Source organism: Micromonospora sp. WMMD975, from assembly GCF_029581215.1.
GTDB lineage: Bacteria > Actinomycetota > Actinomycetes > Mycobacteriales > Micromonosporaceae > Micromonospora.
Genome location: NZ_CP120739.1, coordinates 3,321,635 through 3,336,077, shown reverse-complemented (window position 1 = coordinate 3,336,077; position 14,443 = coordinate 3,321,635). Strand labels below are relative to the sequence as shown.

Here is a 14,443-nt window from a genome sequence, read left to right as displayed (position 1 = left end):
CGGAGGTTGATGGTTGGGCGCGGAAGGAGGCGGACGTCCTCACCCGAGGTCCACCAGGTCGTCGTAGCCGACGAAGTCGGGAGTCATGCCGCTGGCCACCAACTCCCACATCATCTCGTCGGTGCCGGCGCCGATGCGGCCCAGCCTGGTGTCCCGCCACATCCGGCCGAGCGGCGTCTCGTCCTCGAGATAACCGGCGCCGCCGAACAGGTGCATGCACTCGCTCATCGCCTCTTCCGCGAAGCGGGTGGCGGTGACCTTGAGCGCGGCGGTCTCCCGGGGGCCGCAGGCGCCGGTGACGGATATGCCCTGCGCCGCCGAGTAGACGGCGAACCGTAACGACAGCAGCCGTGCGGACAGGTCGGCCAGCCGCAGTCGGAGCGCCTGGTGCTGGAGCAACGGCCGGCCGAACTGTTCCCGCCGGTGCAGGTGTGCGGCGGCGAGTCCGGTGGCCGCGGCGACCGCGCCGACGGTCTGCCCGGCGATGGACAGCCGTTCGTGGCTCAGCCCCCAGGTCGCCACGAGGAGACCCGCGCCGGGCCGACCGACGAGTGCCTCGTCCGGCACCCTGGCGTCGATCGTCATCCAGGTGGTGTCGAGTGCCGCCGTGCCGACCTTGCGCAGCCGTTTGCGGACCGACAGCGCCGAGGCGGGTACGGCGAACACGCCGAGGCCGCCGTCGGCCTCGCCACTGTCGTTCTCGATCCGGCACAGCAGCAGTGCGAAGTCGCACACCAGGCCCAGCGACAGGTACCTCTTCTCGCCTGTCACCCGCCAGCCGCCGCCGGGCACCCGCCGGGCGGCGGTGCGCATGCCGGTGAGGTCGGAACCGCCGGTCGGCTCGGAGGCCCCGAAGCACCCGATCAGCCTCCCGTCGAGGAGCCCGTCGAGATATTCCTGCAACAGCGGTGAGTCGCCGTAGCGCACGAGGATCGAACCGACCGTCTCCAGGCAGAGACTCACGCCGACCGACAGGCCCGCATGACCGTACCGGCCGCTCTCCTCGGCGATGAGCACACCGAGGCCGGCGTCACCGAACGGGCCCGGGTGCCAGCGTTGCCGCAAAAACCGACTGCGCCCGAGGTCGGCGAGCACCTCGCGGGGAAACACGCCGCGCTCGTCGGCCGCCGCGTGCGGGGCGAAAGCGGCGCCGATCGACTCCGCGACCCGGGCCCGGGCGGCGTCCACGCGCGGGCCGAAGGGACCATCCGCGAACAGCGGCCGGTTCGGCGCCTCGCCGGTCGGGGAGATGGCGGCGGGGGCGCTAGCGTACGACTGGCTCACGGCCTGCCTCCCGGTTCTGCTCGTCGGTGTCGGTGTCGGTGTCGGTGTGGCTGGGCGTCGGCGGGTCGCCGAGCCACTCTCCGGTCAACTGCCCGGCCAGGTGGCGGCGCCACAGCAGGCGCCGGCGGGGCTTGCCGCTGGAGGTCAGGGGGATGGTGCCGCGCCTGGCCCGCAGGATCAGCACCCGGACGGCGGACCCGGTGAACGCGCGGACCGCCTCGACGACCACGTCGAGGTGGTCACCCAGATCCCGCTCCACCACCACCAGCAACGTCGGCCGGCCGTCGACGATGCCGCCGGCCACGACGAGGTGGCGGGGCGCGATTCCGGTACGGGCGCGCAGGTCCAGCTCCACGTCCTCGACGAAGATGCTGCGCCCGCGGAGTTTGACGCTGTCCCCGAGGCGGCCGACCACGTACAGGTCGCCGTCGTGGAAGAAGCCGGCGTCGCCCGTGCGTAGCCACCCGCCGACCAGCCGGGCGCCGTCCCGTGACGTGGCGTCGGCGTAGCCGGCGGTTATCGACGGTCCCCGTACGGAGATCTCCCCGAACACACCGTCCGGTTGGGGCCGCCCGTCCTCGTCGACCACGTCCACCCGCAGCCCGTCGAGCGGGCGACCGCAGCTCACCTGCCAGGCCCACGGCTCGGACACCAGGTCGGTGGTGAGGACCGCCTTCCCGGTCACCTCGACCTTGTCGTCCAGGTTCCGGCCCGGAGCGTTGGTGCGGACCATCCGCACCGGCTCGTGTCGGGACACGCCGGTGACCGCGAGGGTACCTTCGGCGAGCCCGTAGGCGGGGGTCAGCGCGCGGCTGTCGAAGCCGTGCGGTTGCAGCAGCGCGGCGAATCGCGCCAGCGCCGCCGGGTTGATCCGTTCGGCCCCGCTGACCACCGACGTGACGCCGGAGAAGTCGAGCCCGACCAGATCGTCCGGGGTGACCCGGTCGACGACCCGCTCGAAGCCGAAGTTCGGCATGAAGATCTGGGCGTACCGGCCGCTGCCGTACTCGGCGAGCCAGCCCCGGGTGTCGCGGACGAACTGCTGGGGCCGCATCATCGCGTGTTCCGTCTGCAGGGTCACAAGCGTCAGCAGCCCGCCGACGAGACCCATGTCGTGATAGAGCGGCAGCCAGGAGACCCCGCCGCGGTCCGTGATGCCCAGCCAGCGTTGGATCATCCGGAGGTTCGCGGCCAGGTTGTCGACGGTGATCCGTACGCCCTGCGGGCGTCCCAGCGAGCCCGAGGTGAACTGCAGGACGGCCAGTTCGCCGTGCGCACGCGGCACCGCCCCGGCGTCGCCGTAGGCCGGCGCCAGCACGGTGGTCTGCTGGCCGGCCTGGCGCACGCCGGCCAGCAACACGTCGCGGTGGTCGTCCGACGCGATCGCGAACCGGGGTCGTACCGCGGCGGCGATCGCCCGCAGTTGCGTCTCGTAGCCCGTCGTGTCCTGGAGCGCGGCGGGTAGCGGCAGCACCGACGGGGTGGCGCCGATGGCGAGGAGTCCGAAGAAGCAGGCGACGAAGTCCGGGCCGGACGGCAGCACCAGCGGCACCACCTCGTCGCGGCGTACCCCGGCGTCGGCCAGGGCGGCGCCGGCGCGCAACGCGCGTTCGGCCAGATCCTCGTAGGTGTGGCGCGACCAGTCCGGTCCCTCCACGTGGAACCGCACGCCGCGCTCGGTCGACGGAGCGTCTAGCCAGCCGAGAAGCAGGTCCCGGCTGACGGCAAGGCTGCTCATCTGGGTTCGTCCTTTCCAACGGTCGGGCCGGTGTCAGGGGTCATGGCCGACGCGTCAGACGCATCGACAGCCGTCGACCTGGGCGAAGGGTGGCGCTGGCCAGTGGGCGGGGCAGCCCGGCGGTCAGCTCCAGCCGGTAGCGTTGGGTCATCATCGCGAGCACCAGCACCGCCTCCAGTTGCGCGAAGCCGGCGCCGATGCAGGCGCGCCGGCCGCCGCCGAACGGGATGTGGGCGTAGCGGTCGCGGTCGGCCTCGGAGTGGAAGCGGGTGGGGTCGTAGCGCTCGGGGTCGGGCCAGACGGCCGGGTTGCGGTGCACCAGGTACGCGGGCACCGCGACGGTGCTGCCCACCGGAATCGGTATCCCCTCGATGACGTCGGACCGCACGGCTTCCCGCTCGATGGTCCACACCGGCGGGTACAACCGCCACGCCTCGTTCACGACGGCGGTGGTCCAACTGAGCTTCTCGATGTCGGCGGCCTGTGGCTCGCGCCCGGCAAGGACCGCGTCCACCTCCTGTTCCAGGCGGTCCCGGACGGCCGGGTGGGCCGACAGCAGCGCCAGGCACCAGCTGAGCGTCGTCGCCGTCGTCTCGTGCCCGGCCAGCATGAACGTGGTCACCTCGTCGCGGATCTCCGCATCGGTCAGCCGCGCCCGACCCTCGTCCCGCGCGGTGAGCAGGTGGTCCAGCAGGTCGGCCGGTCCGTCGACGGTGGGCGTCGCCCGCCGCTCGGCGATGAGCTGGCGCACCGGCCGGTCGATCGCGGCGAGCGGTCCGCCGAAGCGTCCGCTGGCCGCCTGGATCGCCCGGGTGCTGCGCGGCCCCCAGAGGAACGGCAGGTAGGTGCCGATCGCGACAGCGGGCAGCAGGAACGTGAGGGCGTGGGCGATCTGGCCGGTGCGGCCGGTCATGTCGGTGCTGAACAGGACGCGGCCGACGATGTCCAGGGCCAGCGCGCTCATCTCTCCGGACACTTCGACCCGGGTGCCGTCGCGATGTCGATCCCAGGAGTCCAGCTTCCGCCGGGTCGCGTCGACGATCTGTGGTGCGAAGCCCGCGACGTTACGGCTGGTGAACACCGGTTGCAGCAGGCGGCGATGGCGGCGCCAGGTCTCGCCTTCACCGGACAGCAGCCCGGTGCCGAGCACCGCCCGCATCGACCGGTAGGTGAAGGCCTTGACGTAGTTGTCCTGACGGCGCGCCAGGACGTGCTCGGCATGTCGGGGACCGCTCAGGACGAAGAGCCGGTGCCCCGGATAGAGGGGCAGTTCCACGGCATCGCCGTACCTGGCCAACGACCGCAACGTCGCCAGCGGCCGGAAGACGAGCCCGGTCACCGTTGCCGGCACGGCGGCGGCACTCGGGCCGCGGGCGCCCACCGGGGCGCTCATCGCAGAGCCCTGGCGTAGCAGACGGTCTGCGGATCATCGCGGTAGACCCCGTAGTTCGGGATCCGGGTGTATCCGGCCCGCTCGAAGAACCTCATCGCGGTGACCTGTTTGACGCCGGCGTCGAGGATCGCCCGCCGTCGTCCCGCGCGAATCGCCGCGCTCTCCACCGCGGTGAGGATGCGGTGGGCGGCGCCGAGCATCTGCAGGCCGGCCAGCTCCTCGACGACGTATGCGCGCTTGAGTTCGGCGTCGCCGTCCTGGAAGCCCCATCCGCCGGCGTCCTTCGCGCGCCACCCACCACAGGCCACCGGACGGCCGTCGAGGTAGCCGACCAGGAAGAGACCGCGCGGTGGCCGGTATTCACCGGGATCCCCGGGCTGGGGGTCCTCCTCGCCGTAGACCGCCAGGTAGTGGCGTTGCAGCAAGGACACCAGCGCGACGGCGTCGGGATGGTCGTAGGCTACGGCACGAAGCTCCATGGCGGTCACGTCGCTCATCGATCGATTGGCGGTCATCGGATGATCCGGGAACGGGTGTCGGCGGTGGCGTAGATCCGGCGGAGGTCCCGGATCAGATTCAGCCGCTTGAGCCAGCGGTCGGTGCCGTCATAGCGGGCCCGGAACGGCGCCCGGCCGTGCACGACCTGGTAGTTGTCGATGAACAGCAGGTCGCCGGGGGCCAGCGCGACGGACTCGGTCGCGGCGCGCAGCTGCTCGTCCAGGTCCGCCATCGCCGCGGCTGCCTCGTCGTCGCCGTCGGAGACCGCGGTGAAGTCCACGTCGAACCGCAGATACGGGTGCTCCGGAGGGCCGAAGATGATCGGGTCGAGCCCGGTGCCGTCCGGGGCGGCGCGAAGACGTTCGGCGCAGGCGCCGGCCACGTGTGCGTCGTCCGGCAGGAACCGGAACCGGGAATCCTGAAGGATCTTCTGGAGTTTGTCGGGAAGACCGAGGGACCCGATCCGGACGAACGTCGTCCGTACGGCGTCCGGGTTGCGCAGGCACAGCAGGGAGACGTAGTCACCGCGGCACGGATGGAACCCGTCCTCGGTGTGCAGCGACAGCGGTGCCGCACTGCACGCGCTCGTCAGCGACTGTTCCATCGCCGGGGACGGACAGACATCGTGGACGAGCCGCCCGCCCTGCTGCGCCGCCCAGCCGAACGGCTCGCCGAGCGGCAGGCCGCACAGCACCAGCAACAGCTCTTCCCGTCGACCGACGCCGGCTGCGGCCGCCGTCCAGTCGAGCGGCGTCGGCGGAAGGGCCTGGAGCGGAAGCCCGGATATCACGGACACGGGCACCTCGTCCGCGCGAACCTGCCCCAGGAATTCCCGCACCCGCTCCGGCAGCCGCACGGCGTACGCGGGCGCCTGCTCGGCGAAGCTGAGCGGATCCGCCGACCGGTCGGTGGCGGTGAACGCGTCGACCAGCCGGCCGAGCGCGTCGCGCTCCACCTCCGTCAGCTGGAGCCGTCGTACCGTCGGGGCCTCGACTGCCGATGAGGTGTTCACCGCGCACCCACCGGCGTCGCGTCCAGGCTGGCCCGCAGGGCCTTCTTGTCCGGCTTGCCCGCGGCGGTGAGCGGTATGTCGTCGACGAACGTGACCGCCGCCGGCGCACGGAGCGCGCCGAGTTGGTCCGCGACGAGGGCGCGCAGGTGCTCCGCGTCGACAAGCTCCGCCCGGTTTCCCGGTCCCGCCGGACGGTCCGGCGCGCGTACGACGAACGCGTGGATCGCCTCACCCGTCTCCTCGCTGGGCACGCCGACCACGGCCGCCTGCCGCACCTGCGGGTGACCGGTCAGGGCGGCCTCGACAGGCGCCGCGTGACAGTTCCGGCCATTGACAATGATCATGTCTCGCAGCCGGCCGACCAGGTAGAGGTAACCGTCGTCGTCGAGGTAGCCGAGGTCCCCGGTGTGCAGTCGGCCGTCCCGGACGACCTGGGCGGTCAGCTCCGGCTGCCGCCAGTACCCGGTCATCACCGACGCCGAGCGTACGCAGACCTCGCCCACCTCACCCGGCGCCCGTTCGCGCCCCTGCTCGTCCAGAATGGAGACCGTGCAGCCGGGCACCGGGCGGCCGACCGAAGCCAGCAGCTGTGGCCGGTCGATGACCGCCGCCAGGTGATCCTCGGGCGTCAGGATGGTGACCGAGGTGACCTCGGTCTGCGCGTAGCCCTGCAGGAAGATCGGACCGAGCCGCTCGATCGCCTGGCGCAGCCGGCGGGGCGCGACGGGTGAGCTGCCGTACACGACCAGGGCGAGGTGACCGCCGGGTTCGGTGGGTGCGGCGGGATGGTCGAGCAGCTGGTAGAGCTGCGGCGGGTACAGGAAGGTGGCGACCGGACCCGACCGCCGCACGGCGGCCCAGAACGTGCCCGCGTCGAACACCTCGTGCAACTCCACGGCGATGCCGAGGACGAGCATCTGCACGGCGAGATCACCGACCGCGTAGGCGATGGAGGTGGCGGCGATGAACCGGAGTCCGTCCGGCAGCGGGAGGCCGGCCGCCGTGCGGGCGCTGGCCTCGGACGCCGCCGCGAGGGCCGCGAAGGTGCACGCCACCCCCTTGGGGGTGCCGGTCGTCCCGCCGGTGTAGCAGATGCCGGCGATGTCGTCCTCCTCGGCCGCGACGGCGATCGGCGTCGCCGGCTGCGCCGCCGCCAGCGCCAGGAGGTCGGTCGTCGCCGCGGTCGGACCGAGCGCGAGCACGCGGCGTACCCCGGCGCGTGCCGCGACCAGCGGAACGGGCTGGTCCGGCGGGGTGCCCCGGGGATCGAACACGACGACGGTCGGGTCGGCGTCGACGAGAATGTGCGCGAGATCCTCGGTCAGGGCGTTGAGCTGGACGGCGACGTACCGGGCGCCGAGCACATGGCACGCGAACCGTAGGTACAGCGCCTCCGGGGTGTTGGTGACGAGGCAGACGACGCCGCTGCCGCGCTCCACGCCCTGTGTCCGCAGCGCCCGGGCCAGCCGGTAGGTGGCGGTCAGCAGCTCGCGATATCCGATGTCGCGGTCCGCCGATACCAACGCGGTCCGGTCGCCGTACCGGTCGAACGCGTCGACCGTGCCCGTCACGTAGCGCGCCGCGTGGCCCTCGCGGGCGAACTCCGGCGTCGGCGCAGGCGCCGATGTGGGCTCAACTGTGGACATCGATCATCCTCCCTACTAGTCGGTGGCAGAGCGCGCGGAAGCCGGCCGGGGACATGCCGATCCGGCCGCCGTGGTAGAGCCGCACGAGGCCGTGTATCAGGGCCCCGAAGGCCAGTGCCAGCTCCAGGAGATCGTCGCCGTCACCGCTGAAACCCTGGTTCCGCAGCGCGTCGGCGACCAGGGACAGGGACGGCGAGCCGCCGTCGCGGAAGTCGTCGGGGAACCGACGTGCGCCCTCGCGCGGATCGGTGAAGACGAAGTCGTACAGCCTCGGTTGGCCGAGGGCGAAGTCGAGGTGGTCGTCAAGGTGGTCGGCGATGACGTTGCCCGGACCCGGTTGGCGGTCGGCCCACCGCTTCGAGATGTCGGCGAACGTCTCGTCGGCGACGCGCCGCAGCAACGCCTCCCGGTTGGCGTAGTGACGGTAGATCGCCATCGGGGTGATTCCGGCTGCGGCGGCCACCCGGCGCATGGTCACCGCGGTGGGCCCCTCGGCGATGACGATGTCGCGGGCAATGCCTACCAGTCGGTCGGCGGTCGTTCCCATGTCTACACCGTAGACATGGGGCTGAGCACGGAGCAGAGGCCAACCGGCCGCCCGAATGGCTACCCCCGTGCGGATCGGGCCGGTCGGCACGGGGGGCCGTAGCGCGTGGTGTCCGTCGCGCCTACCGGTCGGGGTGCTCCAACGAGTGCCGCAGCCGGCCGTACAGCTCCGCGTCCCGGCTGTCCAGCGGTGAGTCCGGCTCGGCCTCGTGGCCGGCGCGGGCCCGGCGTAGTAGTAGTGAGCCGATCATTTCGGCTTCGCGTTCTTCGGCGGCGGCGTAGTTGCTGCGGCCGAGGCTGCGTTGGACCAGTTGTGGGTCGAGGTCGGGTAGGAGGAGGCGGGAGGCGTCGGGGTCGAGGATGGCGGTGGCGTGGTGGCCGGCGAGGAGGTGGCCCAGTTCGTGTCCGATGATCAGCAGTTGGTGCAGGGGTGAGGTGTCCTGTTCGTAGAAGATGGCGTCGAAGTCCCCGGTGGGTACGTACATGCCGCAGACGGTGAGGGCGGGGAGTCGGATGGGCATCAGGTGGATGGGTCGGCCGCGTCGTTCGCCGAGCAGGTCGCACAGTCGCTGGATGTCGAACGGTCGTGGTATTTCCACTTCGGCGGCGATCTGTTCGCAGCGTTTGCGTAGTCGGTGTAACTTCACGTCAACGTTCCCCCACTCGTCGGCGTACTGCCACACAAGGATCATCACGGCTATCTGCGGTTGTCTGGCGTGGTGCTCGTCCCGCCCGCGTCGGCGACGGCTCGTAGCCGGGCGACCATCTGTTCGACGAGGTGGGTGTCTCCTGCGGAGAGGCCGTTGTCGGCGAGGACCTGGCGCAGCGCGACCTGTTTGACGTCCATTCGGCGTAGTTCGCGGAGCAGGGTGATCTGTTCCTGGATTCGTCGGGCCGCCGCGTCGTCGACGAAGTAGCCGGAGCTGACGCCGAAGGCGGAGGCGAGGGCGCGTACGTGGGAGGTGCGGGGGTCGCGTGCCACGCCGCGGCGTAGTTCTCCGATGTAGGCGGCGCTGATGGAGACGCCGGTCTCGGCGGCAGTGGCGTTGATCTTGTCGGCGATCTCCTTGTTGGTGTAGCGGCGGCCGGGTTCGTCGGACTCGCCGAGTTCCTCAGGTGTCGGGCGGATCCGGTCGAACAGGTACTCCAGCCGGGCGGCCAGGGTGTCGAGGGATGGCAGCTCCTGCTCCGCGCGCCGATCGTCGACCATGAATTCCAACCCTCCAGCGACTAAACAACAGTGTCGCAGATACCAGCGCTGACGAAACAGATGTTGACACATGCGTCGAGCGGGAGCGTATGCTCCCTCCTGTTTGGGTGACGGAGATCGGGCGCGGGTGCGGTGCGAAAAAGGCGTCCACATCCGCGCTGTGGGCGCGGTCTTGGCCGCCCGGACAGGGGGATGTCAGTTCGGCGACGTGCGTTTTCGTGCGGGGGCACGACAACGCACGACCGCCACAACCGCGGGCGGCCGGCCCTGGGTCGAGGTGTGGGGCGACACACTCGGCGGCCGGCGCCGGCGGGCGCTGACGGCTTGACCTCGGTCGTGGTGCCGTCCGAGGGGAGATTGAATCCTGGGGGATGTGAAGAGGATGCTCGACACAGCGCGGATGCTGGTCACCGGAGGCGCCGGATTCATCGGCGCCAACTTCGTCCAGCACACGCTCCGCAACCATCCGACGTACGACATCACTGTGCTCGACGCGCTCACCTACGCCGGCGACCGACGGGCCCTGGAGCCGGTCGCCGACCGGGTGCGGTTCGTCCACGGCGACATCTGCGACACCGACCTGGTCGACCGGCTGGTCGCCGAGTGCGACGTGGTGGTGCACTTCGCCGCCGAGTCCCACGTCGACAACTCGCTGCACGATCCCGCCCCGTTCGTACGGACCAACGTGACGGGCACGTTCACGTTGCTCGAGGCGGTGCGGCGGCACGACCGCCGGTACCACCACGTCTCCACCGACGAGGTGTTCGGCGACCTCGCCCTGGACGCGGAGCAGAAGTTCACCGAGGAGACCCGCTACGACCCGTCGAGCCCCTACTCGGCCACGAAGGCGGCCTCGGACATGCTGGTCCGCGCGTGGGTCCGCTCGTACGGCGTCCGGGCCACGCTGTCGAACTGCGCCAACAACTACGGCCCCTACCAGCACGTGGAGAAGTTCATTCCGCGGCAGGTGACGAATCTCCTGGTCGGTGCCCGTCCGAAGCTCTACGGCGCCGGGCTCAACGTGCGGGAGTGGACCCACGTCGAGGACCACAACGACGCGGTGCACGCCATTCTCGAGCGCGGTCGCATCGGCGAGACCTATCTCATCGGGTCCGGTGACGAGCGCAGCAACAGGGAGATCCTCGAACTCGTCCTCGAGGTGATGGGCCAGCCGCGCGACGCGTACGAGCACGTCTCCGACCGGCCGGGCCACGATCTGCGGTACGCCAACGACAGCACCAAGTTGCGCACCGAGCTGGGGTGGCGGCCGAGCTACGTCGAGCTGCGGGCCGGCCTGGCCGACACCGTCGACTGGTACCGGGCCAACGAGTGGTGGTGGAAGCCGCACAAGGAGCGCACCGAGGCGCGTTACCGAAGCCTGGGACGCTGACCGCCGCCACCGCTCGCCGACACCGACACCGACACCGACAGCCACCGTTCACGAGCCTGTCTGCATTCCGCGTGGTATGCGTCTCCCGCCGACAGAGATACGGGGTTTCGACCAAGTGGGAAAGGCATTGCAGGTCACCCTGCTCGGACCCGTCTCGGCCGTCGTCGACGGCGCCGGCTCCGACCTCGGGTCGCCGCGCCAGCGCGCGTTGTTCGCGACGCTCGCCGCCCGCCCCAACCAGCGGGTCCGACGCGACGACCTGATCGACGGGGTGTGGGGCCTCGACGCGCCGCTCACGGTCACCAACAGCATCTACACCTACGTCAACCGGCTGCGCCGACTCCTCGAACCGCACCGCCCGCACCGCGCGCCGTCGCAGGTGCTGCTCTCCGAGGGGTCCAGTTACGTGCTGCGCCTGGACCCGACCCAGGTCGACTCCTGCTCGTTCATCCAGCACGTCGAGCGGGCCCGGCAGTTACGCGCGGCCGGCGACGCGGACCGGGCCGTCACGGAGCTGTCCCAGGGCCTGGCCCTGTGGCGCGGGGTCGCCCTCGACGGCACCCACGGCCCGTTCGTCGAGGCCGAACGCGCCCGGCTCGACGAGCTGCGGCTGGCCGTGCTCGAGGACCGGGCCGAGATGCTGCTGGAGCTGGGGCGGCAGATGGAGGCGGTCGGTGAACTGGTCCCGCTGGTCCGCCTGCACCCGCTGCGGGAGCGCCTGCGGCACCTGCTCGTGCTCAGCTACGCCCGGCTCGGCAGCCGGGCCGAGGCCCTCGCCGAGATCCGGGACCTGCGCGAGACGTTGAGCACCGAGCTGGGCCTCGACCCGCCGGCGGCGATGCGGCGTCTCCAGGAGCAGATCCTGCGCGGTGAGGTCCACGCCACCGATGCCGGTGGCTCCGGGCCGGCCTCCGACGCGGACACCGGTCGGCCCGGCCACGTCGGGTCGGGCTCGCCGGCGCCGCCCGCGCGGCCGTCGGCGGGCACTCCCGCGGCGCTGCCGATGAACCCCGCCCAACTGCCGCGCGACGTCCCGGGCTTCCTCGGCCGGCACTGCGAGATCGCCGGCCTCTACAAGTCGGTGTGCGAGGCGGAGGCGGAGGGCGCGCCACCGGTGATCCTCATCGGCGGCCCACCCGGCGTCGGCAAGTCGACCCTGGCGGTCCACTTCGCCCACCAGATCGCCGACCGGTACCCCGACGGGCAGCTCCACCTCGACCTGCGCGGCTTCGCCCGCGAGCCCGAGCCGATGTCGTCGGCGGAGGCGCTCGGTCACCTGCTGGCCGGGCTCGGCGTCGAGCCCGACCTGCCCTCGGACGTGGACCGGCGGGCCGGCCTCTACCGCAGCCTGATGGCCGGTCGGCGGATGATCCTGCTGATCGACAACGCACGCTGGATCGAGCAGGTCCGGCCGCTGCTACCGCCCAGCCGGTCCTGCCTGGTGCTGGTGACCAGCCGCAACCGGCTGTCCGGGCTGACCGCCCGGGACGGTGCCCGCCGGGTGAACCTCGACCCCATGTGCGACGACGACCTGCTCGGCCTCATCCGCTGCGTCATCGGCGGCGGGACGGTCGAGGACCGGTCGGTGCTGCGCACGGTGGTGGCCGCCTGCGGTCGACTGCCGCTGGCGGTGCGGATCGCCGCCGAGCGGATCAGCACCGCCCGGCTGCCGGCCGAGGCGTTCGCCGAGGCCAGCACGCCCGGTGAGCTGCTGGACGTGCTGGAGACGCCGGGCGACCCCCAGTCGTGCATGCGGGAGGTGCTGCACTGGTCGTACCGGGCGCTGTCCGCCGAGGCCGCCGCGATGTTCGACGCGCTGGGACGCCACGGGGGGTCGGCCTTCGACCTCGAGACGGCCGCCGCGCTGTCCCGCACCTCCGTCCGACAGGCGTGGTGGGCCGTCGGCGCCCTCGTCGACAGCAACCTGGTCGAGCAGCGGGACTGGGACCGCTACGAGATCAACCCGCTGATCCACGCGTACGCGGTGGAGCGCGCCGGCACCGACCAGGGCTGACCGGGCCCGGCGCCGCCGTCCGGGGCGCCGGCCGGCGGCCTCACCCGTGTGGCCGCGGTGACCCGACGGCGGGGACGACGATGCCGGTCGCGAGGACGGAGTCCGTCGCCCGCCAGCGGCCGGCGAGCCCCACCATCGGCCGGGAACCGACCCGGGCCCCGTCGACGAGCAGCCGGGCGGTGAACCCGCCGTCGGCGCGTAGCGCCACCTCGGCCTGGGCGAAGTCGAGCCCGCGGCCGGTCAGCGGGAACCAGACCTTGTAGATCGCCTCCTTGGCGCTGAACAACAACCGGTCCCAGTGCACGGCCGGGGTGGTGACCGGCAGCCGGCGGATCGCCGCCCGTTCCGACGGCAGCGAGATCGCCTCCAGCATGTCGTAGGGCAGGACCTGGTTCGGCTCGGCGTCGATGCCCACCGCGGCGACCTCGCTGTCCAGCGCCACCGCGCAGGCACGGTGGCCCCGGCAGTGGGTGATGCTGCCCACGACGCCCGGCGGCCACATCGGCGCGCCGTCCGGGCCCGGCAGCACCGGCACGGGGGAGATGCCGAGCCGGGCCAGGGCCCGCCGCGCGCACACCCGTACCGTGGTGAACTCCTCCCGGCGCCGCCGGACGACGTTGCGGATCACCGCCTGCTCCTGCGGGAACAGCGGGACGTCGACGATGTCCTGCGACGTCTCCTCGACCACGCAGATCCCGGCCGGCAGCAGGCTCGCGACCAGCCCCGGCCCGGCGGCGGACCGACCGTCGCCGGGAACTTCTCCGTTCGCGTGCATTGCCGGGCCGGACCGCTCACTCACCGAGCGTCCAGTGCAGCGCCGCCATGGCGCTGTGCAGCTTGTGTCGGGCCTGCTCGAACGCCAGGCTGGCCGGACCGTCGAGGATCTCGGCGGCGACCTCCTCGCCCCGGTGCGCCGGCAGGTCGTGCAGGAACACCGCGTCGGGGAAGCGCGCCATCAGCGCCGCGTCCACGGCGAACGGCGCGAACACGCGACGCCACTGCGGGTCCGGCTTCGTGGTGCCGGTCGTCTGCCACCGGGTGGTGTAGACCACGTCGGCCCCCGCCGGCAGCGCCGCCATGTCGTGCCGCTGCCGGATCCGCCCCCCGGACCGGGCGCCGAGCGCCCGCGCCTCGTCGACGAGCGCGGGCGGCAGGCCGTACCCCGGCGGGGTACGCAGCTCCAGGTCGAGCCCGAGCCGGGGCAGGGCGAGCGCCAGCGCGGACGCCGTGTTGTTGCCCTCACCGACGTAGAGCACCCGCAGCCCGGTCAGGTCGCCGAAGCGCGCCCGCATCGTGCTGAGGTCGGCCAACGCCTGGGTGGGGTGCTCCTGCGCGCTCATCGCGTTGATCACCGTGCCGAGGTGCCGGGACAGGGTACGCAGCTCGGCCTCCGGGCCGGCGGTGCGCGCCACCACCGCGTCGAGCATCCCGCCCAGCACCCGCGCGGTGTCGGCCATCGTCTCGCCGGTGTTGAGCTGGAGGTCACCCGGCCCGTACGTGACCACCTGCGCGCCCAGCCGCAGGGCGCCCGCCGTGAACGCCGTGCGGGTGCGGGTGGACGTCTTGGTGAACAGCACACCGACGACCCGCCCGCGCAACGCCCCGGTCGGATCCCGACGACCGGTGGCGAAGTCGACGCTGCGCCGTACCAGCTCGGCGAGCTGCTCGTCGGTCAGGTCCCGCAGCGAGATCAGGTGGTGCCCGCGCACGTC

At 72.0% G+C, this 14,443-nt stretch carries 13 protein-coding genes; 2 read left to right on the top strand and 11 right to left on the bottom strand.

The features are described from left to right. Positions 1-39: 39 nt before the first annotated feature. The 9 genes from O7613_RS14295 to O7613_RS14255 all read right to left on the bottom strand — a co-directional run bounded on the left by O7613_RS14295 (position 40) and on the right by O7613_RS14255 (position 9,327). Entirely contained in the window at positions 40-1,284 is a 1,245-nt protein-coding gene (locus O7613_RS14295) for an acyl-CoA dehydrogenase family protein (protein WP_282294370.1), read from the bottom strand. Then, a complete protein-coding gene (locus O7613_RS14290) occupies positions 1,265-3,022 on the bottom strand; it encodes an AMP-binding protein (RefSeq protein WP_281587933.1) in 1,758 nt (585 codons plus the stop codon). Before O7613_RS14290 ends, O7613_RS14295 begins: the two co-directional genes overlap by 20 nt. Before the next feature lie 40 nt (positions 3,023-3,062). Next, the gene (locus tag O7613_RS14285) at positions 3,063-4,415 is read right to left on the bottom strand and encodes a cytochrome P450 (RefSeq protein WP_282294369.1); all 1,353 of its coding nucleotides are present in this window, start codon (positions 4,413-4,415) and stop codon (positions 3,063-3,065) included. After that, the gene (locus O7613_RS14280; protein ID WP_282294368.1) at positions 4,412-4,930 is read right to left on the bottom strand and encodes a GNAT family N-acetyltransferase; all 519 of its coding nucleotides are present in this window, start codon (positions 4,928-4,930) and stop codon (positions 4,412-4,414) included. The genes O7613_RS14285 and O7613_RS14280 overlap by 4 nt, the downstream gene beginning before the upstream one ends. Then, complete coding sequence (locus O7613_RS14275; protein WP_281587939.1) at positions 4,927-5,925, bottom strand: TauD/TfdA family dioxygenase; 999 nt, start codon at positions 5,923-5,925, stop codon at positions 4,927-4,929. The genes O7613_RS14280 and O7613_RS14275 overlap by 4 nt, the downstream gene beginning before the upstream one ends. Further along, on the bottom strand, positions 5,922-7,571 hold the full coding sequence (locus tag O7613_RS14270; RefSeq protein ID WP_282294367.1) for an AMP-binding protein: 1,650 nt from the start codon (positions 7,569-7,571) through the stop codon (positions 5,922-5,924). Before O7613_RS14270 ends, O7613_RS14275 begins: the two co-directional genes overlap by 4 nt. Further along, a complete protein-coding gene (locus O7613_RS14265; RefSeq protein WP_281587943.1) occupies positions 7,558-8,118 on the bottom strand; it encodes a TetR/AcrR family transcriptional regulator in 561 nt (186 codons plus the stop codon). Before O7613_RS14265 ends, O7613_RS14270 begins: the two co-directional genes overlap by 14 nt. Positions 8,119-8,239: 121 nt before the next feature. After that, a complete protein-coding gene (locus tag O7613_RS14260) occupies positions 8,240-8,809 on the bottom strand; it encodes an ImmA/IrrE family metallo-endopeptidase (protein ID WP_282294366.1) in 570 nt (189 codons plus the stop codon). A 5-nt stretch (positions 8,810-8,814) separates the two neighbouring features. After that, the gene (locus O7613_RS14255; RefSeq protein ID WP_282294302.1) at positions 8,815-9,327 is read right to left on the bottom strand and encodes a hypothetical protein; all 513 of its coding nucleotides are present in this window, start codon (positions 9,325-9,327) and stop codon (positions 8,815-8,817) included. A gap of 400 nt (positions 9,328-9,727) precedes the next feature. Here O7613_RS14255 and rfbB point away from each other — a divergent pair, with 400 nt between their 5' ends. Both rfbB and O7613_RS14245 read left to right on the top strand, forming a co-directional pair. Next, entirely contained in the window at positions 9,728-10,717 is a 990-nt protein-coding gene (gene rfbB, locus O7613_RS14250) for a dTDP-glucose 4,6-dehydratase (protein ID WP_282294534.1), read from the top strand. Positions 10,718-10,832: 115 nt separating this feature from the next. Continuing rightward, positions 10,833-12,731, top strand: coding sequence for a BTAD domain-containing putative transcriptional regulator (locus tag O7613_RS14245; RefSeq protein WP_282294365.1), 1,899 nt, complete (start codon positions 10,833-10,835; stop codon positions 12,729-12,731). Positions 12,732-12,771: 40 nt separating this feature from the next. On the opposite strand, the gene O7613_RS14240 is transcribed toward O7613_RS14245, so the two are convergent. Next, positions 12,772-13,530: a 4'-phosphopantetheinyl transferase superfamily protein gene (locus O7613_RS14240; RefSeq protein WP_282294364.1), complete on the bottom strand. Its 759-nt coding sequence runs from the start codon at positions 13,528-13,530 to the stop codon at positions 12,772-12,774. Beyond that, positions 13,523-14,440, bottom strand: a complete 918-nt coding sequence (locus O7613_RS14235; RefSeq protein ID WP_282294533.1) for an ornithine carbamoyltransferase — start codon at positions 14,438-14,440, stop codon at positions 13,523-13,525. Before O7613_RS14235 ends, O7613_RS14240 begins: the two co-directional genes overlap by 8 nt. Positions 14,441-14,443: the final 3 nt, after the last annotated feature.